This is a genomic window from Microbacterium sp. K24 (genome assembly GCF_004794465.1).
In the GTDB taxonomy this organism is placed as follows: Bacteria; Actinomycetota; Actinomycetes; order Actinomycetales; family Microbacteriaceae; genus Microbacterium.
On the sequence record NZ_SSDJ01000040.1, the window covers coordinates 1 to 24,411 of the forward strand.

General features: G+C 71.3%; 18 protein-coding genes and 1 pseudogene. 3 read left to right on the top strand and 16 right to left on the bottom strand.

Annotation, left to right across the window (positions count from 1 at the left end; genetic code table 11):
- The 10 genes and pseudogenes from DW306_RS01915 to DW306_RS01960 all read right to left on the bottom strand — a co-directional run.
- Positions 1-983: pseudogene (locus DW306_RS01915) on the bottom strand (hypothetical protein); the annotation flags it as partial.
- Positions 984-1,029: 46 nt separating this feature from the next.
- A complete protein-coding gene (gene menC, locus DW306_RS01920; RefSeq protein WP_136053957.1) occupies positions 1,030-2,136 on the bottom strand; it encodes an o-succinylbenzoate synthase in 1,107 nt (368 codons plus the stop codon).
- Entirely contained in the window at positions 2,133-2,942 is an 810-nt protein-coding gene (locus DW306_RS01925; protein ID WP_136053958.1) for a GNAT family N-acetyltransferase, read from the bottom strand. The genes menC and DW306_RS01925 overlap by 4 nt, the downstream gene beginning before the upstream one ends.
- Complete coding sequence (locus DW306_RS01930) at positions 2,930-4,069, bottom strand: M20/M25/M40 family metallo-hydrolase (protein WP_136053959.1); 1,140 nt, start codon at positions 4,067-4,069, stop codon at positions 2,930-2,932. Before DW306_RS01930 ends, DW306_RS01925 begins: the two co-directional genes overlap by 13 nt.
- Positions 4,066-7,431 (bottom strand): serine hydrolase, encoded by a 3,366-nt coding sequence (locus DW306_RS01935; RefSeq protein ID WP_136053960.1) that lies wholly within the window; start codon positions 7,429-7,431, stop codon positions 4,066-4,068. The genes DW306_RS01930 and DW306_RS01935 overlap by 4 nt, the downstream gene beginning before the upstream one ends.
- A 98-nt stretch (positions 7,432-7,529) precedes the next feature.
- Positions 7,530-8,279, bottom strand: a complete 750-nt coding sequence (locus DW306_RS01940; protein WP_136053961.1) for an ATP-binding cassette domain-containing protein — start codon at positions 8,277-8,279, stop codon at positions 7,530-7,532.
- Positions 8,276-10,090 (bottom strand): dipeptide/oligopeptide/nickel ABC transporter permease/ATP-binding protein, encoded by a 1,815-nt coding sequence (locus tag DW306_RS01945; RefSeq protein ID WP_205814076.1) that lies wholly within the window; start codon positions 10,088-10,090, stop codon positions 8,276-8,278. The genes DW306_RS01940 and DW306_RS01945 overlap by 4 nt, the downstream gene beginning before the upstream one ends.
- Positions 10,091-10,107: 17 nt before the next feature.
- Positions 10,108-11,103 (bottom strand): ABC transporter permease, encoded by a 996-nt coding sequence (locus DW306_RS01950; RefSeq protein WP_136053963.1) that lies wholly within the window; start codon positions 11,101-11,103, stop codon positions 10,108-10,110.
- Between the two features lie 38 nt (positions 11,104-11,141).
- The gene (locus tag DW306_RS01955) at positions 11,142-12,728 is read right to left on the bottom strand and encodes an ABC transporter substrate-binding protein (protein ID WP_136053964.1); all 1,587 of its coding nucleotides are present in this window, start codon (positions 12,726-12,728) and stop codon (positions 11,142-11,144) included.
- A 67-nt stretch (positions 12,729-12,795) separates the two neighbouring features.
- A complete protein-coding gene (locus tag DW306_RS01960; RefSeq protein WP_136053965.1) occupies positions 12,796-14,211 on the bottom strand; it encodes a serine hydrolase domain-containing protein in 1,416 nt (471 codons plus the stop codon).
- A gap of 126 nt (positions 14,212-14,337) precedes the next feature.
- Here DW306_RS01960 and DW306_RS01965 point away from each other — a divergent pair, with 126 nt between their 5' ends.
- From DW306_RS01965 to DW306_RS01975, 3 genes are all read left to right on the top strand, one after another.
- Positions 14,338-14,778: a MarR family transcriptional regulator gene (locus DW306_RS01965; RefSeq protein ID WP_136053966.1), complete on the top strand. Its 441-nt coding sequence runs from the start codon at positions 14,338-14,340 to the stop codon at positions 14,776-14,778.
- Positions 14,779-14,783: 5 nt separating this feature from the next.
- Complete coding sequence (locus DW306_RS01970; RefSeq protein WP_136053967.1) at positions 14,784-16,109, top strand: MFS transporter; 1,326 nt, start codon at positions 14,784-14,786, stop codon at positions 16,107-16,109.
- A gap of 73 nt (positions 16,110-16,182) precedes the next feature.
- Positions 16,183-16,569, top strand: coding sequence for a hypothetical protein (locus tag DW306_RS01975; protein ID WP_136053968.1), 387 nt, complete (start codon positions 16,183-16,185; stop codon positions 16,567-16,569).
- 125 nt (positions 16,570-16,694) lie between these two features.
- Here DW306_RS01975 and rocD read toward each other — a convergent pair whose 3' ends face one another.
- The 6 genes from rocD to DW306_RS02005 form a co-directional block, all read right to left on the bottom strand.
- Positions 16,695-17,894 carry an ornithine--oxo-acid transaminase gene (gene rocD, locus DW306_RS01980; protein WP_136053969.1) on the bottom strand — a complete coding sequence of 400 codons (1,200 nt, stop codon included), beginning with the start codon at positions 17,892-17,894 and terminating at the stop codon, positions 16,695-16,697.
- Positions 17,891-18,769, bottom strand: a complete 879-nt coding sequence (ddaH, locus tag DW306_RS01985) for a dimethylargininase (protein WP_136053980.1) — start codon at positions 18,767-18,769, stop codon at positions 17,891-17,893. The genes rocD and ddaH overlap by 4 nt, the downstream gene beginning before the upstream one ends.
- 168 nt (positions 18,770-18,937) lie before the next feature.
- On the bottom strand, positions 18,938-19,945 hold the full coding sequence (locus DW306_RS01990) for an NAD(P)-dependent alcohol dehydrogenase (RefSeq protein WP_136053970.1): 1,008 nt from the start codon (positions 19,943-19,945) through the stop codon (positions 18,938-18,940).
- Between the two features lie 4 nt (positions 19,946-19,949).
- Positions 19,950-20,165 (bottom strand): helix-turn-helix transcriptional regulator, encoded by a 216-nt coding sequence (locus DW306_RS01995; RefSeq protein WP_136053971.1) that lies wholly within the window; start codon positions 20,163-20,165, stop codon positions 19,950-19,952.
- Complete coding sequence (locus tag DW306_RS02000) at positions 20,165-20,599, bottom strand: hypothetical protein (RefSeq protein ID WP_136053972.1); 435 nt, start codon at positions 20,597-20,599, stop codon at positions 20,165-20,167. Before DW306_RS02000 ends, DW306_RS01995 begins: the two co-directional genes overlap by 1 nt.
- A 75-nt stretch (positions 20,600-20,674) precedes the next feature.
- Entirely contained in the window at positions 20,675-24,358 is a 3,684-nt protein-coding gene (locus DW306_RS02005) for a proline dehydrogenase family protein (protein ID WP_136053973.1), read from the bottom strand.
- Between the last annotated feature and the right edge of the window lie 53 nt (positions 24,359-24,411).

A 24,411-nucleotide genomic window follows, 5' to 3' on the forward strand; every position in this document is an offset into this window, starting at 1 on the left:
GGGGCGAGGGCCGCGGCCGTCACCCAGACCCGGCGACCCGACAGGCCGAGGCGATTCAGCGCGTCCTGCGCGTCGGCCCCTCCGTTGACCCCGGCCCCGTTCACCGCGCGGCTGACGAGCTCGGCACGCAGGCGGCGCTGGGCATCGGCGCCGGCGCGGATGCGGAGCAGGTGCAGCGCGACCAGCTTGGTGGCGTCGCGCAGCGTCGCGGAGCGCTCCTCGGTGAGGGGACCGTCCATCGCGGCCCAGATCGAGCCGAGCACCTCGTCGCCGGCGCGCACGGCGATCGCGACGCGCTGCGTGGAGACGCCCTCGCCGAGCGCCACCGGGTCGACGAGCACCGGGGCGTCGTCGCGGTACAGGGCCCGGAAGACGCCCATCTCGGTGAGCACGCGGGCGTAGCGGTCCGGCACCTGCCGGCCGATGATGGTCTCGACGCGCGAAGGATCGGCGCGCTCCTGCCCGCCCGAGAAGGCGAGCACCCGCGACGAGCGGTCCTCGATCGTCACGGGGGCGTCGAGCAGCGCGGCGATCGCATTGGCCACCGCGAACAGGTCGCCCGACGAGACCCCGCCCAGCGACTCGGCCGGGGTCTGCCCGACGTCGTCCTCGGCGAGCAGCGAGCGCAGCAGCGCCGCGAGCTGCGTCCACGTCGCCCCGCGGGCGAGGTTGAGGATCGCGATCCCGGCCCGGTCGGCCGCGTCGCGCACCGACTCCGGCAGCTCGGTCGAGGCGCGCACCACGACCGCGACCGCGTCGCGACTCCCCGCTTCGGTCACGAGCGCGGCGAGCGCGTCGGCATCCTGCAGCGCCACCGCGAGCACGACCGCGTTCTGCGGGTACACGGGCTCGTCGACGGGATCGTGGATCACGACGCCGCCGATCTGCTGGTCCACGTCGATGCGGCCGTAGGCGACCTCGAGCAGCGTCACGCCGAGATCGTCGAAGACGCGTCCCCAGCTCGATCGCGACAGCGGGCTCATACCGGCGAGCCTAATGTCACATCGGCCGCTCTCACATCGGCCGCTCTCACATCGGCAGCCACTCGGTCCAGGTCGTGAGCTCGTCGAGGATCTCGGGGATCGGCGCGACGCCGAGGCCCGGCCCCTGCGGCACCGCGAGGGCGCCGTCGTGCATCACGAACGGCTCGGTCAGGTCGACCTTGTAGAAGCGATCGCTGGCCGACACGTCTCCCGGCAGCGTGAAACCGGGAAGAGCGGCGAGCGCGACGTTCGCGGCGCGTCCGAGCCCCGACTCGACCATCCCGCCGCACCAGACGGGCACGCCCTGCGCGACCGCGAGGTCGTGGATGCGACGTGCCTCGAGGTACCCGCCCACGCGGCCCGGCTTGATGTTGATGACGCTCGTGGCGCCGAGACGGATCGCCGCCGCCGCGGTCTGCGCCGAGGTGATCGACTCGTCGAGGCAGATCGGTGTGCGCAGGAGCTTCGCGAGGTCGGCGTGGCCCAGGATGTCCTCCTCCTCCAGCGGCTGTTCGATCAGCAGGAGGCCGAAGTCGTCGAGGCGGGCGAGGTGCTGCGCATCGCGGAGCGTGTACGCGGTGTTCGCGTCGACCTGCAGCAGCACGTCGTCGCCGAACCGCTCACGCACGGCGCGCACGACGTCGACATCCCAGCCAGGCTCGATCTTCAGCTTGATGCGCACATACCCCTCGGCGAGGTAGCCGTCCACGGCGTCCAGCAGCCGGGGGATCTCGTCCATGATGCCGACAGACACCCCGCACGGCACGGTGTCGTGCACGGCGCCCAGCTCGCGGGCGAGCGAGCGGCCCTCGATGCGCAGCTCGGCGTCGAGCACAGCGGTCTCGATCGCGGCCTTCGCCATCCGGTGCCCCTTGAACGGCTTCAGGATCTCGCCGATCATGTGCGCCCCGGAGAGCTCGACGCCGGTCAGCGCGGGGATCAGGAAGCGGCGCATTACATCGACCGCGCCGTCGGTGTACTCCGGCGAATAGCGCGGATCGGGCAGAGTCACGCACTCCCCCCATCCCTCCACGCCGTCGACGACGGCGCGCACGAGCAGGATGTTCTTCTCGGTCTGCGTGCTGAACGATGTGCGGAACGGTGACACCAGCGGCATCGCCACCCGTCGCAGCTCGATCCCGTCGATTCTCACGGCGTCCTCTTCTCGGGTCGGATGATGTAGCCCTCGCTGCGGTCGAACCCGACGATGCGGCCGCCGGCATCGAGAGCGCGGGTGAGCTCCTCGCGCACGCGGAGACGCCAGCGCTGGGCGTCCGTCCGGTCCTCGCGGCGGATCCGCTCGATGTCGGCCGGCACCGCGACGGTGAGGTCGCCCGGGAGGCGCTCCGCGGCAGGCAGCGGCGTACCGCCCGCGCGGAGCGAGACCTCGGCGTCGCGCAGCTCCCAGCGGATCAGCAGGCGGTCGGTCTCGTCGTCGGTGTTCACGCCGTCGGCCATCGGCCCGTAGAAGTCGGAGAGGTACTCCTGCGGGCGCGCGCCGAGCTTCGTGATGTTGAAGTGCGCGTTGCGGGCGACGAGCGGATCGAATGTCCACTCGATCGCCTCGATCCCGCGGCTCAGCGCCCAGGCGCGCTGATGCTGCTTCAGCGCGAAGCCGACGGAGTGCCCGGTGTGCGCCGCCGAGATGCCGGCGATGTGGCTGTAGAGCGCATGGCGGCCCGGATCCGCATGGAACGCGATCGCGACGCCGACCAGCTCCTCGCCCGCGAAGGCGCCGCCGATGTAGTTGCCCGCCTTGCTGAGCGCACGCAGCAGTTCGGGCGGCACGACGGGGTTCTCGGGAGAGCGCCGCCAGATCGCCGACAGCAGGGCGATGGCCGCGCCGTGATCGGCGACGGCCGAGAGCTCCCGGATGACGACCCCGGATGCCGCGGCCGCCCGCTCCGCGTCGTGCACCGCCGTCGTGACGTTCGCGTCGTCGCGCGTCAGTTCTGCCATGGCCCGTCCGTTCTCGATATCTCCGCCGCCATATCGGCCAGCAGTCGCGTGCGCGGAAGGATCTCCGCCACGATCGCGTGTTCGTCATCGGCGTGCGCCCCGCCCCCGACGGCCCCCACACCGTCGAGGGTGGGCACCCCCGCGCCCGCCGTGAAGTTGCCGTCGCTTCCCCCGCCGACGGCGACCGCCTCCACGTCGGCGAGTCCGTGCCGCGCGCCGAGCCGTCGAGCGAGGTCGACCATCGGCTGCGACATCTCGCGCGCGAGCGGAGGACGGTTGATGCCCCCGTGCACCGCGACGACCGCCTCGGGCACCGGTGACGCGTACGCACGCAGTGCCCGATCGACCCGCTCCAGCTCGGCGGCCGACCACGCCCGCACGTCGATGCGCAGCTGCGCCTCGGCCGGAACGGTGTTCCTGCTCGTGCCGGACTCGGCGAGCGTCGGTGTGACGCTGGTGCCCTCATCGGGGTCGCCGAGAGCAGCGACCGCGAGCACCAGGTGCGCCAGCGCGACCGTGGCGTTGACGCCATTCTCGGGCTCGAGACCGGCATGGGCCGCGCGCCCGTGCACGACGATGTCGTACATCGCGACGCCCTTGCGGGCCGCCTTCCACGCGCCGCCGTCGGCCGAGGCCTCGGGCACCAGAGCCGCCGACGCGCCCCGCGCGGTCTCCTCGATCAGCGCGCGCGAGCGCACCGATCCGGTCTCCTCGTCGCCGGTGACCAGCAGCGTCACGCCGTCGCGGTCGTCGAGCGACGCGATCGCATGCAGCGCCATCGCGAGGCCCGTCTTCATGTCGAACGAGCCGGGGCCGCGCAGCACGCCGTCGACGATCCCGTACGGCAGCCGCTCGAGCGTGCCGAGCGGCCACACCGTGTCGTGATGGGCGAGCAGCAGCACCCGCGTGACCGTGCCGAAGCGCCACCGCAGGTGGGTGCATCCGTCGACGACGATGCGCTCCGGCGCGACGCCGAGCAGCTCGGTGCCGATCTCGGTGACCGCGTCGGCAGAGCGCGCGACCGCGGCATCGTCGGCCGACGGGGACTCGCACACGATCAGCCGGCGGATGGTGGCGAGGAGCGCCGCCTCCGTCAGCGTCTCAGTGAGCTGCAGCGAGGGACTCATGCGCCGGTCGACACCTTCGGCGTGGCACGCGCCCCGAAGTGCAGGTACTCCTCGCCCGTCGGCAGCGTGTAGAACGTCGCCGTCATCCAGGTCTGCGTGCCGGGGGCGCGCAGCGCGAAGACGCCGTCGCTGAACGGGGTGAGCGGGTACTCGTCGACCGGATCGGGCTCGAGCTCGGCGAGCGGGCCGAGCACGGTGGTGCGCAGCAGCGGGCCGTCGTCGCCCACGAGCACCTCGGCCCGCACGGATGCACGCTCGTACGTGCCGAGGTACGGCGTGATGTCGACGTCGACCGGCTCGGCGGGCGGCTGCACCGACTCCTGCATCCGCACGTCCGACAGCTCGGCGAAGATCTCGCGGTAGAGGTCCTCGTACAGGTCGCGGGTGTGGCCGCCGTTCGTGAGCAGCGTCACCGCGACACCCGACGGCTCGTGGATGCGCAGGAACGCGGCCTGACCGAGGGTGTTGCCGTCGTGCCCGTACAGGCGCTCGCCGTTCCAGTCGAAGCGGATCCAGCCGAGTCCCCACGAGTCGCCGAGCACGTGCTTGTCGGGCACCTCGGCCTGGAACGCCTGCATCTCGGAGACGGTGTGCTCGCTGAGCAGTCGCGTGCCGTCGGCGGCGACGCCGCCGGCCAGGTGCAGACGCGCGAACGCGAGCACGTCCTCGGCGCGCGCGGTGATGAGCCCCGCCGGTCCGAGCGCACGCGGCAGGCCCCACGCGGGGGTGACCACGCCCTCCTCGCCCACATGACCCACCGCGGCGGAGTGCAGGATCGCCTCCTCCGGGAGCGTCACGGTGTGCGTCAGGCCGAGTGGCGTGAAGACGAGCTCGCGCATCGCCTCGTCCCAGACCTTGCCGGTGGCCTGCTCGATGATGCGCCCGAGCAGCGAGAAGCCGGAGTTGCAGTACGACCAGGTGACGCCCAGCGGGTGGTTCTGCCCGATGTCGGGGAACAGCGCCGTGTACTTCTCGAGGGTGTCGTCGCCGCGGCCCGTGTCGGTGAACACGTCGCCGTCGATGCCGCTGGTGTGCGTGAGGAGGTGCCGCACGGTCACGCCGGCGGTCAGCTCGTCGTTCGCCAGCCGAAGCCCTGGCACGATGTCGCGCGCCGGGGTGTCGAGGGTGAACTTCTCCTGCTCGATGAGACGCATGATCGCGGTGGCCGTCCACACCTTCGAGATCGAGCCGATCTGGAACAGCGAGTCGGCGAGCACCGTGCCCGAGGCCTCGGGCAGGTTGCGGTTCAGGGTTCCGGTGGCCACCGTCACGACGTCGTCGCGCCCGCCGTCGGCGTCGTAGCGGAGGATGCCGAGCTGCGCGCCCGGGACTCCGTGCAGGGCGGCGAGGGCATCGAGACGGTGCTGCCAGTGCGCGGCGTCGATCGCCGCGGGGCGTGCGCCCGCGGTGCTCCCGGCGAAGCGCTCGACCCACTCGACGATGCGGCGGGCGTAGTCGACGCGGTGGCTCGGTGCGCCCAGCAGCGGGAACACGTGGCTGCCGCCCGGGTAGATGACGAGCTCGGTGGGGACGTCGCGCTCCCGCAGCGCGTAGTGCCACTGCTGCGCCTGGTGCACGGGGCACCGCAGATCCTTCTCGCCGTGCAGCACCAGGGTCGGCGTGGTGACGTTCTCGACGTGCGAGTACGGCGACATCGCGGCCAGGCGCTCGCGGCCCTCGGACTGCCACGGCATGATGCCGATCTCGAACAGGCTGAGCAGGTGCGCGTCGTCGCTCGATCCGCCCATGCTGAACAGGTCGGCCACGATCCCGCCCGTGACGGCCGCGGCGAAGCGGTCGTCGTGACCCGTGAGGTACGCCGACATGTAGCCGCCGTAGCTGTATCCGGCGACGGCGAGGCGCGCGGCATCCGCAGTGCCCTCGGCGACGAGCTCGTCGACCGGCTCGAGGAAGTCCTTCGCGTCGTCGACGCCCCAGGCGCCGTTGACGCCCTTCCAGAACTCCTCGCCGTAGCCGTCGCTGCCGCGCGGGTTGATCATGACGATCGTCCAGCCGTCGGCGGCGAGCTGCTGGTGGTAGACGTGCATCTCGTCGACCGCGCCGTTCCAGGCGTTGTGCGGTCCGCCGTGCACGTCGACGAGCAGGGGCGTGGGCCCCTCGACCGCCGGGTCGCGCACGATCCATCCCTGCACCACGGTGCCGTCGCTGATCGTGAACTCGCGGCTCTCACGCACGAAGAGCTCGACGCCCTCGGGTGCCGCGCCGTGCTCGGTGAGAGTGGTGACGTCTCCTCCGGAGAGGTCGAGTCGCAGGATCTCGCCGAACGACGTCGGCGTCGAGAGGGCGATGGCGGCGACGTCGCCCGCGACGGACAGTCCGCTCACCACCTCGTCGGTGCCGCCGTGCACGAGTCGCGGCGCGCCGCCGCCGACCGGCACCGCATACAGGTGGGTGGCGCCGCGGTCGCGGATCGCGAAGAGCACGTCGCCGGATGCCGTCACCTGCGGCAGCGCGCCGGGGTAGGCGGGAGCGCCGGGCATCACGTTGCGGTCGAGGCTCGCCGCGAGGTCGGTCACGTCGCCCGATCCGAGGTCGGCCCGGAAGAGTCCGGCGTGCCCGTCGGGATCGCCGGACCAGCCCACCACGAGCAGGCTCTCGCCGTCGGGCGTGAACGAGACGGTGCCTGCGAAGCCCTCGGCGAAGGCGAGCACGCGCGACCGGGCGGCAGGATCCGCAGGGTCGAGGGCGTGCACCGCCGAGCGGAAGCCGAGGTCGTCGGCGCCCCGCGGGCGGGCGACGTAGGCGAGGGTCGATCCGTCGGGCGACCAGGCCGGGCTGCCGACGCCGGCGACGCCGTCGGTGAGACGACGCACCTGCCCGTCGGAGAGATCGAGCACGTGCAGCTGCGCGCTCACACCGCGCGTGAACCAGGCGCCGTCGGCGAGGTAGTCGATGCCCGCGGTCGCGATCGGCGCCTGCTCGCGCTCGGCGCGCTGCTCGTCGGTCTCGACGGCATCCGAGGGCGCCGACAGCGGGACGACGGATGCCGTGAACGCGATCTTCGTGCCGTCGGGGCTCCACACCGCGACCCCCGCGCCGAGCGGCAGGGTGGTGCGCTGCTGCGGTTCTCCGCCGGCGAGCGGCAGGGTCCAGAGCTGGCCGTCGCGCAGGAAGGCGACGTGCGCGCCGTCGGGCGAGAACACCGGACTCGAGTCCGAGGTGCCGCGGGTCAGCGCGCGGGTGGCGCCGTCCTCGGCGATCCACAGGGCGCTCGTGCTCTTGTCGGCCGCGGCATCCGTCCCGCCGAGCACGTACACGACGCGGTCGCCGGCCGGCGACAGTGCGGGCTGGCTCGGAACGGTCAGAGCGAGGGCATCGTCGATGCTCATCCTGCGGGTCATGGGGACTCCTTCGGTTGCGGCGCTCGTGGCGCCGGGTCGTGTGGGTCGGGGCTTGTCGTCGCGGGGTTCGGTGATGAGGTCCGGGTCACGAGGTTCGTTCACGGCGCGTACTCGATGGGTCGCGGGATCGCGGCGAGCAGCTCCTGCGTGTAGGCGTCCTGCGGGTCTTCGAGCACCGCGCTCGTCGGTCCCTGTTCGACGACCCTGCCGTCGCGCATCACGGCCATCTGCGAGGCCACGTAGCGCACGACCGCGAGGTTGTGCGAGATGAACAGCATCGAGAAGCCGAGCTCGGTCTGCAGCTCGCGCAGCAGGTTGAGGATCGCGCCCTGGATGAGCACGTCGAGCGCGGAGGTGATCTCGTCGGCGATCAGCACCTGCGGCCGGCCGGCCAGCGCCCGCGCGATCGCGATGCGCTGCCGCTGGCCTCCCGAGAAGCGGGAGGGTCGCGAGCCCGCCTGCGCGGGGTCGAGGTGCACGAGCTCGAGCAGCCGCGCGGCCTCGGCGTCGCGGGCCCGTCGGGTCATGCCCGAGGGCATCATCTCGGCGATGCTGGCGCCCACCGGCATCCGCGGGTCGAGCGAGGAGTACGGATCCTGGAACACCATCTGCAGCGGACGCGGTCCCCGGCGCGGGATGGGCGCACCGTCGAGGAGGATGCGGCCGCCATGCAGCGGCACGAGTCCCACCGCGGCCCGGGCGAGGGTCGACTTGCCGGAGCCCGACTCGCCCACCACGCCGGTCACCCCGCCGTCGGGCACGAGGATCGACACGCGATCCACGGCCGTCATGGCGCCGCGGCCGACGCCGTAGCGCACCGAGACGTCGTCGAACAAGAGTTCGCTCATCGGCTCCCCACCTCCTGGTGGTTCTGATCGCGGTCGAGGTCGGACGCGTCGTGCGCCTCGACGGCGTGCGACGCGCGTTCCTCCTCGGCCGCCACGGTCGCGAGCGTCGCGAGCGGCCGGTCGAGGTCGGTGGCCATGTGCGGCACCGCCGCCAGCAGGGCCCGGGTGTACGGATGCTGCGCCGACGAGAGGTCGGAGGCGCTGAGCTCCTCGACGATCTCGCCGGAGCGCATCACGAGCACGCGGTCGCACAGCTCGGCGACGACGGAGATGTCGTGACTGATGAAGAGGATCGACGCGCCGTCCTCGTCGCGGATCGCGCGGAGCAGGTCGAGCACCTGGCTCTGCACGGTCACATCGAGCGCGGTCGTCGGCTCGTCGGCGATGATCAGCCGGGGCGACACCATCAGTCCCATCCCGATCATCGCCCGCTGGCGCATGCCGCCCGAGAACTCGTACGGGTACTGCCGCACGCGGCGCTTCGGGGCGGTGATCCGCACCGCGGCGAGACGGTCGGCGGCCCGCGCGAGCGCGTCACGCCGGCTCAGCCCTGCATGCTCGGTGGCAACCTCGGCCAGCTGAGCCCCCATCCGCATCGTCGGGTTGAACGACGACATCGGATCCTGGAACACCATCGCCATCGAGGTGCCGAGCAGGCGGCGGAGGCGCGCCTTCCCGGCCGTCTGCAGGTCGACGCCGAGGAAGCGGAGGACGGATGCCTCGACACGACCGGGTGATGTGACCAGCTGGGCGACGGCGAGCGCGGTCATGGACTTGCCCGATCCCGACTCCCCGACGATCCCGACGATCTCGCCCGCGTGCACCGTGAGGTCGATGCCGCGCACGGCGTGCACGACCCCGCCCTTGGTGCTCTCGAAGTCGACGCGCAGGTCTTCCACCTCGAGCACCGGAGCGCCCTCGGACGGCTGCGCGGCGGTGGCAGCGGCATCCGAACGGACGCGGGTCCGGCGGAGGCGGCGCACACGTGCCGGCGCGCTGAGGAGCACATCGTCCGACAGGCCGAGGCTGCGAGCCGCGGACTCTCCGGTCAGGTTGAACGCCAGGCCCGCGATCACGACCGCGAGGCCGGGCGCGAGTGCGGCCAGCGGGTTCGAGTAGATGCCGCGCAGCCCGTCCATCATCAGACGGCCCCAGTCGTACTCGGGCGGCTGCACGCCGAGACCGAGGAACGAGAGTCCGGCGAACGCCAGCAGCGCCCCGCCGGCGCCGATCGTGGCGTTCACGATGAGCGGCTCGCCGATGTTCGGGAGCACGTGGCGGAAGAGCACGCGGAACCGTCCGATGCCGCCGACCCTGGCGGCCGACACGAAGTCGCGCGCCTCGATCCCGGCGATGAGGTTCTGGCAGAGCCGGGCGAACGACGGTGCCCCGGCGAGGCCGAGAGCGAAGACCGCCGCCGTCGCCGTGCTGCCGAAGATCGCGGCGAAGAACAGGGCCAGCAGCAGTCCGGGGAAGGCGACGGCGATGCCCGTGAGCCAGGTGACGGCCCGCCCCAGCACTCGACCGAGCAGCAGCGGCAGGACGCCGAGGATGAGACCCGCCCCGACCGCGACGAGGGTCGCGAGCATGGCCAGGACGATCGAGAGCCTCGTCGCCACCACGGTGCGCAGCAGCAGGTCGCGGCCGAGGTTGTCGGTGCCGATCAGGTGCTCGGCCGAGGGCCCGGCGAGCAGGTCGCCGGTGTCGGTCACGTCGGCCTGGTCACCCCAGAGCAGCGGCCCGACGATGGCGGTGACCACGACGAGGGCGAGCAGCGCGAGCGCCGTCGCCCCGAGGGGCGTGCGCAGCATGGCTCCGAGTGTGCGCCTCATGCGGAGGCCGCCGTCGACTGCGGGTCCAGCACGGCGAGCGCGGCATCCACCAGCGTGTTCACCAGCAGCACCCCCACGCCGTACACGAGCACGGTCCCCTGCACGAGGGGGTAGTCCTTGGCCTGGATCGAGCTGACGATCGTGCTGCCGAGACCGGGCCACGCGAACACCGTCTCGACGAGCACGGTGCCGGCCACGAGTCCGCTCAGCAGCAGGCCGCTGAGGGTGAGCGTCGCGGTCACGGCGTTCGGCAGCACGTGGCGCAGGTTGATCCGCGGGGTCCGCAGCCGCTTGGCGTGGGCCGTCCGCACGAAGTCGGCCTCGAGCACGGTGAGGGCCTCGATCCGCAGGATCCGGGCGAGGATCGCCGCCGGCCCGATCGCCAGGGCGAGCACCGGCAGGATGTACGACAGCGGTCCCTCCCGGCCCGCCACCGGCAGCCACCCCAGCTGCACGCCGAACACCGCCACGAGGGCGACGGCGAGCAGGAAGTCGGGGATCGACCCGAGCACGACGCTCGACGAGCTGAAGCCGACCTCGAGCCCGCGAGCCCGGCCCCGCTGCGTCGCCACCGCCACCGCCATGCCGAGCGGCAGGGCGATCAGCAGGGCGAGAGCGAAGGCGAGAGCCGCGAGGGCGAGCGTCGCCGGCAGCCGCTGGGCGATCGTCTGGGCGACCGGCAGCTGCGATCCGATCGATGTTCCCAGATCGCCGGTGAACACCCCTCGGATGTAGTCGAAGTACTGCTGCCAGATCGGATTGTTCAGTCCCAGGGACTCGCGCCGCGCCTCGACCACGGCGGCCGGAGCCGTCGGGCCGAGGGCGGTGCGGATCGGGTCGCCCGGGACCAGATGGATCATCAGGAACGAGGCGGTGAGCAGGATCCACAGCGAGACGAGCAGCCGTCCGGTGCGGCGGAGCGCGAAGCGCAGCCAGCGGTGATCGCTGACGCGCTGCTCGTCTTCCGCGATGCGGGTGGCCACCGTCGTCATGTCGTCGATCCGATCCGTCGTCCCTGTCGCACCGGAGCTCAGCCGACCAGCCGCACGCTGGTCGGCTCGATCACGCCGAGCCACTCGAACTCTGCACCGTTGCCGAACATGTAGATGGTGGCGTTCGCGAACGGCACCATGTCGGATGCCGCGAACAGCGCGCTCTCGGCCTCTTCCCACTTGCCGCAGCCCTCGCTGCCGTTCATCTGCGACGCCTCGGCGACGGCCGCGGTGTACTCGTCGTTCTGGATGGCCGAGAAGTTCGAGCCCTCGGGAGGCACGGTGCCGCTGACGAAGCCGACCGCCTGATCGGGGCTGTTCACGCTCAGGGTCAGCCAGCCGATGTCCCACGCGCCGGTGCCGAAGGTCGCCTCGAGCAGGGCGCTCTCGTCCTGCTGCTTGCCGTCGACCTCGGCGCCGATCTCGTCCCAGGCGGCGAGCGCGAGCTCTGCCGCGGCGGCCGCTGCCGCACCCAGGCTGTTCTCGTAGAGGAACGTCAGGCTGAGGCGGGTGCCGTCCTTCTCGCGCACGCCATCCGCGCCGCGCACCCAGCCGGCCTCGTCGAGCGTGGCGTTCGCGGCGTCCACGTCGAATTCCGGGAGCGAGCTGGAGATCGCGTCGTACGTGCACACGGTCGGCTCCACGACGGCGAGCGCCGTGGCCCGTCCGCCCTTGCCGGCGGTGAGGACGTTCGCGAGCTCGTCGAGATCGACCGCCTGCGTGAGCGCCTTGCGGACGGCGGGGTCGCTGGTCGGGTGACCTTCGGCGTGGTTGTACCACTGCTCGCCCGCGATGGCCGTGGCCTCGCGCTGGAACAGGCCGGCGCCGATCGCCCGGTCGGCGTCGGGCCCGGTGAGCTGCGCCGCGTTCGCCTCTCCGGAGAGGAGCAGGTTCGCCGCGGTCGTGCCGTCGGAGACGACGCGCACGTTCACCTTCGCCGGGATGCCCTTCTCGTCGACCGTGGCGCCGCCCGGTCCCCAGGCGTAGTCCTCACGGAGCTCGTAGGTGTAGTGATCGTTCGGGACCGCCTCGGTCAGCACGTACGGGCCGGTGCCATCGGTGCCCGCCGCGAGTCCGTCGCGCTCCGTGAGAGAGCTGCCGCAGACCATCGGCAGCCCGCCGAGGCCGAGCAGCAGGAACGGCGCCGGGCTGCTCAGCGTCATCGTGACCGTGTCGCCCTCGGCGACGCTGGTGACCCCCACCGGGAGGAAGGCGCCCAGGAAGCCGCTCTCGTTCGCCGGGTCGGAGATCCAGTTCAGGTTGTCCGCGGCGGTCTGCGCGGTGAAGTCGCTGCCGTCGCCGCACGTGATGCCCTCGTTGATCTTGAGGGTCGCGGTCGTTCCGTCGACGCTCCATTCGGAGGCGAGCTGGCTGCGCACCTCGCCGTCGGCGTCGATGCTCACGAGCGTGTCGTAGGCGAGCTTGCTGATGTCGAACAGCGCGCTGCCCGCCGAGAGCTGCGGATCGAGGCTTCCGGGGTCGGAGCCGAGGAGTGTCGTGAACGTGCCGCCCTCGACCGCGTCGCCTCCGCCTCCTCCTCCCCCGTCGGTTCCGCAGGCGACGAGCAGGGATGCGAGAGCGGTCACGGCGACGACGGCGGTGACGGCGGTGCGTTTCGGTGTCATGACGTTCCTTCTGGCGGTGGGATCGGGTGTTCGGGAGGCAGGACGCGGCGTACCGACGTCCGGGAGGTCAGCGTGATCGCGGAACGGCGCGACCGAAGTGGATGTACGACGCGCGCCCGTCGGACGCGGGCTCCAGGAAGGCGAGCACCATGTGCATGCCGCTCTTCCGCTCGCGCAGGATGAGCGATCCGGCTTCGAAGGGCACGAGCTCGTCGGTCGACGGCTGCGCCCCGAGGGCGAGGAGCTCGGGCGTGGGGCGCTGCTCCAGCCACAGGCGTCCGGTGTCGTCCTGCGACACCTCCATCTCCATCGTGGAGTTGGCGTAGACGCCGAGGAATCCGTCGACGTCGTCCGGAGCGGACGGCGCAGCGGATGCCGCCGGCGGCGTCGGCGCCGGCGGAAGGCCGTCGCCGGTGAGGTCGCGCAGCAGCGCATCGGCCACGTCGTGGAAGAGTCCGGCGCCGTCACCGCCGTTGGTGAGCAGCACCACGGCGACACCGGCATCCGGAGCGATCCGCAGGAACGAGGACTGCCCGACCGTGTTGCCGTCGTGACCGAACAGCGGGTTCTCGCCGTCGCGGTCGATCTCCCAGCCGAGTCCCCAGGCGGCGCCCATGCCGGCCAGCCGCGGCAGATGCACCGCCGCGGTGCGCATGGCGGTCGCGGCGTCGCGGGAGAGGAGCACGGGTTCGGCGTCCTGCGCGTCCGAAGACACGGCATCCGCTGCGCGAAGGTGCGCCCGTGCGAACACGGCGAGGTCGTGAGCCGACATCGCCAGCATGGAGCCGGCGGGCTCGTTCGACCGCGCCATGGCCCAGAACGGCGCGGGCTGCGGCTCTCCGCCGTCTTCCACGTCGAGATGCCCGACGGCGACGCGGTGCAGGATGGCCTCGTACGGGCTCGGTGAGACGGTCGCCAGCCCGAGCGGTGTCGCGATGTGCGCGAGCAGCGCCTCCTCCCATGTCGACTCCCGGAGGATCTCGATCATGCGGCCGAGGAGCACGTAACCGGCGTTGCTGTAGGAGAAGAGCGCGCCGGGCGGGAAGGTCTGCACGGCATCCGCGAGCAGGGCGATGTACTTCTCGACAGCGTCGTCTCCGCGTCCGGTGTCGGTGAAGATGTCGCCCTCGAAGCCCGACCGGTGGCTCAGCAGCTGACGCACGGTGATCGCGGCGGCAGCCGTCTCGTCCCCGACCGCGAACTCCGGCACGTACCGGCGGATCGGCGCGTCGAGGTCGACCGCGCCCTCGTCGACCAGCTGCAGGACCATCGTCGCGGTCCACACCTTCGTGATCGATCCGATCTGGAAGACCGAGTCGACGGTCGCCTCCACCCGGGTCGCGGTGCTGAGCAGGCCGACGGCGTGCTCGACGATCTCTCCGTCGACCACGACCGCGACCGAGGCGGCGGGCACTCTGCGCGCCGTGGAGAGCGATCCGAGAGTGGAGCGCAGGAGTTCACCGACCGAGGAGGGGCTGTGCATGCCCTCACTCTAGGCACCGACCTCCCGCCTGCCGCTGGTGGGATTCGACGGATCGCCACCGCCTCGTTCGTCGGATCGGACGAACCTGGATATCGGGCACCGAAAGCTTAGATAGGCTAACTAATAATGCCTGCGTCTGAAGAGTCCCTCCATCTGACCGCCACGGACCTGCGCATGGCCACGTTCCGGATGGCCCGCCGCCTGCGATGCGCACGCGCCACCGACTCGATGAGCGATGCCCAGCTCGCGGTGCTCGCCGAGCTGCGCGCCAACGGACGCCGCACGATCACGACGCTCGCGGAACGCCAGCGCGTGACGGCGCCCTCGATGACGAACATCGTCAACGGCCTCGAGGAGCAGGGCTTCGTCGCCCGCACGCCGGATGAAGACGATCGGCGGCGCGTGCAGGTCGACATCACCGACTCCGGCACCGAGATCGTCGTCGAGACCATCCGCCGCCGCGACGAGCTCCTCGCCGACATGCTCCGCGAGGTCGACTACACCGAAGAGGAACTCGCCACCCTGCGTGAAGCGAGCGCCCTGATGCGACGGGCGGTGGAACGATGAGCGCCATGTTCCGTTCGTTCGCGAACATCAACTACCGGATCTGGTTCGCCGGCGCCCTCGTCTCCAACATCGGCGGATGGATGCAGGCGACGGCGCAGGACTGGGTCGTGCTGACCGAGCTGACCGACAACGACGCGACCGCGATGGGCGTCACGATGGCCCTGCAGTTCGGCCCTCCGCTCCTGCTGGTGAGCCAGACGGGATGGGTCGCCGACCGCTTCGACCGGCGCCACATCCTGCTGGTCACGCAGTCGGCGCTGCTCGGGCTGGCCATCGCCGTCGGCATCCTGCTGCTCAACGGGGTGATGACGCTCCCGATGATGTTCTGCTTCGCCCTCGGCTTCGGCGTCGTCAACGCCTTCGACGCTCCCGCCCGCCAGGCGTTCGTCTCCGACATGGTCTCGACCGGTGACACGTCCAACGCGGTCGCGCTCAACTCGGCATCCTTCAACCTGGCCCGCATGATCGGTCCGGCCGTCGGCGGACTGCTGATCGTGGCGATCGGCTCGGGCTGGGTATTCATCGTCAACGCCGCGACGTTCCTCGCGATGATCCTGGCCCTGTTGATGCTGCGTGTCAGCCTGCTCGCCGGGCGACCGAAGAGCCGCAACCGTGGCGGCCTCCTCGCCGGATTCCGCTATGTGTGGGGGCGCAGCGACCTGCGGGTCGTGTTCGTCACGGTCTTCCTCATCGGCGCGTTCGGCATGAACTTCCCGATCTTCGCCTCGACCATGGCGATCGAGTTCGGCGCCGGCGCCGACGGCTACGGAGTGCTCAGCTCGATCCTGGCGATCGGCTCGCTCGCCGGTGCACTTCTCGCGGCTCGCCGCGACCGGGCACGCGTGCGCGTGGTGATCTTCGCCGCGGGCGGATTCGGCATCGCGGCCTTCGTCTCCTCCGCGATGCCGACGTACGCGTCGTACGCGGTCACACTGATGTTCACGGGGTTCATGATCGTGACGCTGCTGACCACCGCGAACGGCTACGTGCAGATGACCACCGATCCGGCGCTGCGCGGGCGGGTGCTCGCGCTGTACATGGCCGTGATCATGGGTTCGACGCCGGTCGGCGCGCCCATCGCCGGGTGGGTGGCCGACGCCTTCGGCCCGCGTACGGCGATCATGCTCGGCGGGACGGCGGGATTCGTGGCCTGCGCGATCGGCGTGATCTGGGTGATCACCTCGGGACGGCTGCATCGCCACGAGAAGCGGAAGTTCCTGCTGACGATCGATGAGACGCGCCCGGTCAGCATCGTCGACGTCGACCCGCTCGAGTTCAGCGATGAGGCGGCCGTGACCACGCCGATCCGCACGGCGCCGAAGAACGACTGACGACCGGCATCCCTCGAAACACCGGTTGTCAACACCCTTTGCGGTGGATGCGGGCGGGACGTATCGTCGCCGCATGGACGAGAACATGGACAGCACTCCGCACCCGCAGGATCCCGCCGAAGGCGCCACGGGCGTCGACGGGTCGACCGAGAACGAAGGCCACCAGGGCGGCGATGACGGCGCCATCCAGGGCGACGCCGATCGTGGCGAATCCACCGGCGGCGCCATCCAGGGCGACGCGGGATCGGACCGCGAGGACTCCGGCGACGGCGAAGGCGGCGCGATCCAGGGCGACAGCTCCCGCGGCGAATCCACCGGCGGCGCCATCCAGGGCAGCGCAGGAGCGGACCACGAGGCACCGCTCGGCGGCGACGAGACGACCGAGGATCAACTCCAGGCCGACAACGCCGCCGAAGAGGACACGCTGAAGACCCTCGACCCGGACTCTCCGCCCGCCTGAGTCACCCCATCTGAATCATCTCTGCCGAGCCACCCCCTTCTGTGCGAGCGGCCCCCTTGCGGGCGTCCACAAGAGGGCCGCTCGCGCACAGAGGGGTGGTTCGGCACGCGCTGGAACGTGCGAGGTCAGGCCTCGAGAACCAGCTTGAGCTGCTCGACGGCCCAGTCAAGCTCCGTCGCGCGGATCACCAGCGGCGGAGCGATGCGGATGGTCTGACCGTGGGTGTCCTTCACGAGCACACCGCGCGCGAGCAGCTTCTCGGCGATCTCGCGTCCGGTGCCCTTGGCCGGATCGATGTCGACGCCCGCCCACAGCCCCGCGAGACGGACGGCCGTGACGCCGTGGCCGATCAGCGGCTCCAGCGCCTGGCCGAGGTGCTCACCGAGCGCGCGGGCGCGCTCCTGGAACTCCCCCGACTCGAGCATCTCGACCACACGCAGGCCGACCGCCGCGGCGAGCGGGTTGCCGCCGAACGTCGAGCCGTGCTCACCCGGGCGGATGACGCCGAGCACGTCGGCGTTGCCGACCACGGCGGAGACGGGGAGGATGCCGCCGCCGAGCGCCTTGCCCAGCACGTACAGATCCGGGACCACGCCCTCGCGATCGCACGCGAACGTCTCGCCGACGCGGCCGAGGCCGGACTGGATCTCGTCGGCGATGAAGAGCACTCCTCTTTCGTCGCAGATCTCGCGGATCCGGCGGAGGTAGCCCTCCGGCGGGATCACGACGCCGGCCTCGCCCTGGATCGGCTCGATGAGCACGGCTGCCGTGTCGTCGGTGATCGCCGCCGCGATGGCATCCGCATCTCCGTACGGCACGATGTCGAAGCCCGGCGTGTACGGACCGAATCCGTCGCGCGCCGACTCGTCGTCGCTGAAGCTGACGATCGTGGTCGTGCGGCCGTGGAAGTTGCCGGCCGCGACGATGATGCGCGCGCGGCCGTTCGCGATGCCCTTCACCCGGTAGCCCCAGGCGCGGGCGACCTTGATGCCGGTCTCGACGGCCTCGGCGCCCGTGTTCATCGGCAGCACCATGTCCTTGCCCGCGAGACGGGCGAGGGCGGCGGCGAACGGCTCGAGGCGGTCGCTCTGGAACGCGCGGCTGATGAGCGTGACGCGTCCGAGCTGCTCGGTGAGAGCCGCGACGAGAGCCGGATGCCGGTGGCCGAAGTTCACGGCCGAGTACGCCGCGAGCAGGTCGAGATACCGCTTGCCCTCGACGTCGGTGACCCAGGCGCCCTCACCCCGGGCGATGTTCACCGGGAGGGGGTGGTAGTTGTGCGCGACATGCGGCTCGGTCGCGGCGTCGACCTCGACGGACGTCACTTCGCACCGCGCAGCTCGAGGGTGCAGCACTTGATGCCGCCGCCGCCGAGCAGCAGCTCGGACAGGTCGACCATGATCGGGTTATAGCCGCGCTCGCGCAGCTGCTGCTCGAAGCCCTTCGCCCGCGGCGAGATGACGACGTTGTAGCCGTCGCTCGCGGAGTTCAGGCCGAAGACCGAACCGTCCTCGTCCGACACGAGGATCGCCTCGGGGAATCGCTCCTCGAGGATCGCCCGGCTGGCGTCGTCGAAGGCGCCGGGGAGGTAGGCGATGTTGGCGCGCTCGGGCCCGCCGTTCTCCACGCCCTGCACCGGGTCGAGCACGGCGATCGCGGTGTCGAGGTGGTAGAAGCGCGGGTCGACGAGATTCAGCGACACGACCTCGCGGCCGAAGACCTCGCCGATCTCGCGGTGGCTGTCGCCCGTCGAGCGGAACCCGGTGCCGGCGAGGATGACGTCGCCGACGAGCAGGAAGTCGCCTTCGCCCTCGTTGACCTCTTCCGGGATCACGGTGTCGTAGCCGGCCGCGCGGAACCAGTCGGCGAAGGCCGGAGCCTCGCCCTGGCGCTCGACGAAGCGGAACTTCGGCACGTAGGCGCGGCCGTCGATGAGGAAGCCGCCGTTGGCCGTGTAGACCATGTCGGGGTAGCCCGCGAGCGGCTCGATGAGCTCGACCTCGTGACCCAGCTCGAGGTACAGATCGTGCAGCTTCTGCCACTGCGCGACGGCCTTGGCCGTGTCGGTCGGCTTGGACGGCTCCATCCACGGGTTGATGGAGTAGTTGACCGTGAAGTGCTCGGGGCTGCACATCAGGTAGTGGCGGTGGTGCGCGGTGCGGACGGGTGCCGCGGTCGCGGTGGTCTCAGGCGTCGACAGCGTGTTTTCGAAAGACAAGATGCTCCTCGGAACGATACGCGGCGGACTCTGTCCAGGGGCCCGGCGGTCCTTCGACCCGCCTCTCGTCAGAGAGGTTGCGGGGAAGATGCGACTCGAGCACGCCGTCACCCATTCTGTCATCCGTCCCCTGTGCGAGGCCAGAGCGCCTCACGTGCCGCGCACGACCACCTTGCCGACGGTGTGCCCGGCTTCGATGTGCGCGAGAGCGGCCGCCCCCTCGGAGAACGGGTACTCGCGCTCGATGACCGCAGAGATGCGTCCTTCCGCCACGAGCTCCAGCAGTTTGGCGAGCACCTCCGGACGCGGCGTGGCGGCGAGCGGACGCACCCGGCGCGACCCGATCGAGACGAAGGCGGCCTTGATCATGCGCGGCACCGGACCCAGGACCGGTCCGCCGTCTCCGGTCACCAGCACCACCGTGCCTCCGGGTGCGACGAGCCGCTGCAGCTCGCGCAGCGGCATCCCTCCGGCGATGTCGATGACCGCGTCGAAGTGCTCGGCCGGAAGCCCGCCCAGCGGGGCGGTGCGGTGGTCGAGCGTGCGCACGGCGCCGAGATGCTCGACGAGCGGTGCGTTGCGGTCGCGGCACGTGGCCCAGACCTCGGCTCCGCGCAGCGCGGCGAGCTGCACCGCGAAGGTGCCGACGCCTCCGGATGCTCCGATGATCAGCACCCGCGGCGCGGCTCCCCCGCGCAGTCCCACCTCGGCGAGGTCGAGGGCCTGCCAGGCGGTGCCTCCGGCGACCGGAAGGCACGCGGCGACGCCCGGTTCGATGTCGGGCGGGATCGGGACGAGTCGCGCGGCGGGCACCGTGACGTATTCGGCGAGTCCCCCTCCCCCGACCAGTTCGCCGACCACGTCTTCGCCCAGCTCGGCGCCGACGACATCAGGCCCGACGGCGACGACGGTGCCGGCGACCTCCATGCCGCGCACCGGATGCTTCGGCTTGGTGAGGCCGAACACCGGCCGGACGAGCAGCGGGTCCCCGAGCAGCAGCCGCACGTCTCCGGCGTTCAGGCCCGTGGCGAGCACACGCAGCACCACCTCGCCGCGACCGGGAACCGGCACCGGGATGGTCTGCCGGGTCACGCCGTCGGCGGGTCCGTAGGTCTCGCGTCGCCAGGCGCTCATGGTCGTGGTCTCGGTCGCGTTCATGGTGTCACTGCTCCGGATACTGGAAGAGGTCGTCGAGCCCGACGCCGAAGGCGCGGGCGATCTGGAAGGCGAGTTCGAGGGTCGGAGAGTACTTCTCCTGCTCGATCGCGATGAGGGTCTGCCGGGTCACGCCGATCGTGCGGGCGAGCTCGGCCTGGGTCATGCCGGTGGACTCGCGGTGAGCCCGGATGCTGTTGGAGACGAGGGTCGGCCTGACCATCAGACGAGCCCCCGCCGGTAGGCGATGACGCGGGCGATGCCGCCGACGAGCGCCGCCACTGCGAACCCGGCGTACATCGTGTTCGCGATCCAGAACACGTCGGCTCCGACGGCGCAGAGCGCGATCACGCCGAGCCCGGCGATCACGATGAACGCCTGCTCGACCCGTCCGCCCATGCGGCTGATGTCGCGGTCGCGGATGTCGGACCGGCCGACGCCGTCGGGGTCCTTCGCGCCGGCGATGATGCCCCAGACGATGCTGAGGATGATCACCGCGACGATGCTCGCGCCGATGACCCAGAGCATCAGCGGGAACCAGTCCACGTCGGTGAGCGGCCGTCCGGCGGCCTGGTGCAGCACGAGCACGACGTACACGACCATCGAGATCGGGCTGATGATCAGCCCCGCCCAGGCGTTCCGCTCTTCATAGACCATGATGCCTCCATGTAAAAGATTCTTGACACGACAGTACGCCGCGGCCTCCACCCGTGTCAAGAATCTTTTACATGCTCAGATCACGTCGCTGAACCGTCCGTCGATGTTGCCGTAGCGATGGGCCGTGATGCTGATCGACTGTTCGTGCACGAAGGGCAGCAGCTCGATGCGCGCTGCCGCCGTGACCTCGCCGTCGTAGACCGCCAGGTCGGGGTCCCCGCCGGATGCCGCTGCCAGAGCCGAGTGCGCGGCGGCGACGGCGTCGCGCCCTCCGACGAGCCGCACCCGGTTCCTCCCCGCCGGCGGACGGCGGTCGCCCTCCACCGGGTCCTCGTGGCGCAGCATCCGCTCCCGCCATTCGTCGGCGGTCTCGAGGAACACGACGGCGTCGAGATCTCCGAGTGCCCGACGCACCTCGGCCGGCAGTCCGACCGGCGTCGACAGGATGAAGCGCGCACCCGCCCGCACCCCCGCGATCACCACGCGCAGCAGATCCTGCAGGGTGGCGTCGTCGGTCGCGCGGATCTCGACGGGCACCGGCCGGTACCGGAAGAGGTTGCGTTCGATTCCGAGGCGCGACACATCGCGCACCTGTCCGAACTCGCGATCCCAGGCGAGGGCGTCCGACAGCGCCGACCGCCGCAGCCATTCGAACTCCTCGTAGGCGAGCGCGGGCTGCGCCGACTCGATGAGCGCGGTGATGCGGGAGTCGAGACCCCGCAGATGGAGCGTGCTGGATGCCGGTCCGCCCGGCCGTGAGCGCCAGGACCCGAGCCCGATGAGGTAGTTCGGGCCGCCGGCTTTGGCGCCGGGTCCGACCGACGAGCGCTTCCATCCGCCGAAGGGCTGCCGCTGCACGATCGCGCCGGTGATGCCGCGGTTGACGTAGAGGTTGCCCGCCTGCACGCGTTCGAGCCACTGCGCGAGATCGTCGGGATCCTGTGTGTGCAGACCGGCCGTGAGCCCGTAAGCGACCGCGTTCTGCAGCTCGATCGCCCGCTCGAGCGTCGGCGCGTGCATGATGCCGAGCACGGGGCCGAAGAACTCCTCGGTGTGGAAGCGGGACCCGGGCTGCACACCGACCCGGATGCCGGGGCGCCAGAGCCGTCCGCTGCCGTCGTCCCCCGGGTCGAGCACCGGTTCGATGAGCCACTGCTCGTCGCCTTCGAGCTCGTTCAGGGCCCAGGCGAGCTTGCCCTGCGGCTTCTCGATCACCGGTCCGATCTCGGCGAGCGGGTCGGTCGGCCAGCCGACGTGCAGGGAGCGGACGGCGTCCGCCAGCTGCCGGGCGAACCGCGGCGAGCGTCCGACCGGTCCCACCAGGATCGCGAGCGATGCCGCCGAGCACTTCTGCCCCGCGTGACCGAAGGCGCTCTTCACGAGGTCGGCGACCGCGAGGTCGAGATCGGCCGACGGTGTGATGATCATCGCGTTCTTGCCGCTGGTCTCGGCCAGCAGCGATAGATCGGGCCGCCAGGACCGGAACAGGGCCGCCGTGTCCCACGCGCCGGTGAGGATCACCCGGTCGATCGCCTCGTGCGTGATGAGCTGCCGACCGAGTTCGCCCTCGTCGATGTCGACCAGCGCGAGCACGTCGCGCGGGATGCCGGCCTGCCACAGCGCCTCGGCGATCAGGGCCGCGCACCGTCGCGCCTGCGGCGCCGGTTTGAAGACCACGCCGGAGCCGGCGGCGAGCGCCGCGAGCACTCCGCCGGCGGGGATCGCGAGGGGGAAGTTCCACGGCGGCGTCACGACCGTGACGCGCGCAGGCACGAAGGATGCTCCGGCGACGGCATCGAGCTCGCGGGCCTTCGCCGCGTAGTAGCGGGCGAAGTCCACGGCTTCGCTGACTTCGACATCGGCTTCGGCGAAGACCTTGCCGGTCTCGGATGCCGCGACCTCGATCAGCTCCCCGCGTCGGGATTCGAGCGCGGCCGCCGCCCGCAGCAGCACCTCGGCGCGCTCGGCGGCGGGACGGGACCCCCACGCGGGCGCGGCGTCGTGCACGCGACGCACGGTCTGCTCGAGGGCGGCCGGGTCGTCGATCCGTGCGGCGTGGAGAGTGGTGTTGCCGACGGTGGAACCGGGGATGCTGTCGCGCACGGCGCGCGCCCAGTCGCGGTTGGCGGGGAGGGCGGGGTCGGTGTCGGCCGTGTTCGAGAAGCCGGGTGCGCCCCCGGCATCCTCCCCCACTTCCCTCGCGGAGTAGACGGCCGTCTCGAGGAAGCCTCCGCCTTCACTGTCATCCGAGCCGCGCGAGATACCGAGCACGGCTTTGGTGAGATCCGTCTCGGGGGCGGCAGCGGCGGGAGCCGGTCGCACCGACTCGTGCACAGGTGCGAGCCGGTCCTGCGTGCGGCGCGGGCCGATGCGGAGCGTCGGATCCGTCGACCGGTCGAGGGCGTCGAGGAAGCGGTCCTGCTCGCGCACGAACAGGCTCTCGTCCTCGTCGAGCCGGAAGGCGGCGGAGAGGAAGTTGTCGGCGGACGCGTTCTCCTCGAGCCGCCGCACCAGGTAGCTGATCGCCACGTCGAACTCCGCGGGCTCCACGACCGGCACGTAGAGCAGCACGGCGCCGACCTCGCGGGAGACGGCCTGCACCTGGCCCTGCGCCATGCCCAGCAGCATCTCGAACTCGATCGCCCCGCGTACGCCGCGTTCGCCGGCGAGCAGCCAGGCGTAGGCGATGCCGAACAGGTTGTGACCGGCGATGCCGAGCCGGACGGCGGCGGTGCGCTCGGGCGTCAGCGCCCAGTCGAGGCAGCGCAGGTAGTTCGCATCGGTGTCGAGCTTGGTGTCGTAGGTCGCCGGGGTCCAGCCGTGCAGCTTCGCCTCGACGTGCTCCATCGCGAGGTTGGCGCCCTTCACGAGCCGCACCTTGATCGGCGCCCCGCCGTGGGCGACGCGATCCTGCGCCCACGCGGTGAGCTCCTGCAGCGCGGGCAGGGCGTCGGGCAGGTAGGCCTGCAGCACGATGCCGGCTTCGAGATCCGTCAGGCGCGGATCCTCGAGGATGCGGGTGTAGACCGCGATCGTGAGGTCGAGGTCGCGGTACTCCTCCATGTCGAGGTTGATGAAGGTGCTGTCGGATGCCGCCGTCAGATACAGGGGCAGGAGCCGTTCGACCACGGCATCGACGATCTCGTCGAACGCCCACATCGAGATGTGGCTGATGATCGCGGAGACCTTCACCGAGACGTAGTCGACGTCGGGGCGGCGGATGAGTTCGTGGATGCCGTCGAGCCGGCGCTTCGCCTCCGCTTCTCCGAGGACGGCTTCGCCGAGGAGGTTGAGATTCACCCGTGTCTGCGTGCCGCCGTTCGTCGCGGGGTCGCGGATCTTCTCCAGCGCGGGGCCGAGCTTGGCCGGACGCGCATCGACGACGAGGTGTCCGACCATGTCGCGGAGCACGCGTCGGGCGATCGGCACGACCGGCGAGGGCAGCACCTGGGCCATGCCGCCGCCGAGGCGCACGGCGGACCGCAGGTACCAGGGCAGGAACTCCGGCACGATCGGGGCGATGCGGTGCAGCTGCGCGGCCGCGGCCGACAGGCTCTCCGGGCGCATGACGCCGTCGACGAAGCCGAGCGTGAAGGGCAGTCCGTTCGTGTCCTGCAGCACGCCGGCGAGCCGCTCCGCCGCGGGGTCGACCACGGCGGCCGCTGCTTCGGTCACCCAGCGGCGTGCGAGCTCGACGGCACGATCTGCGAGGGGAGCGGATGCCACGGCATCCGCGGAGGATGACGACGACTCTGCCATGGTCTCCACATTAGGTCGCGATCCCCGCCGAGCCGCGGACGCCACCCGGTCGA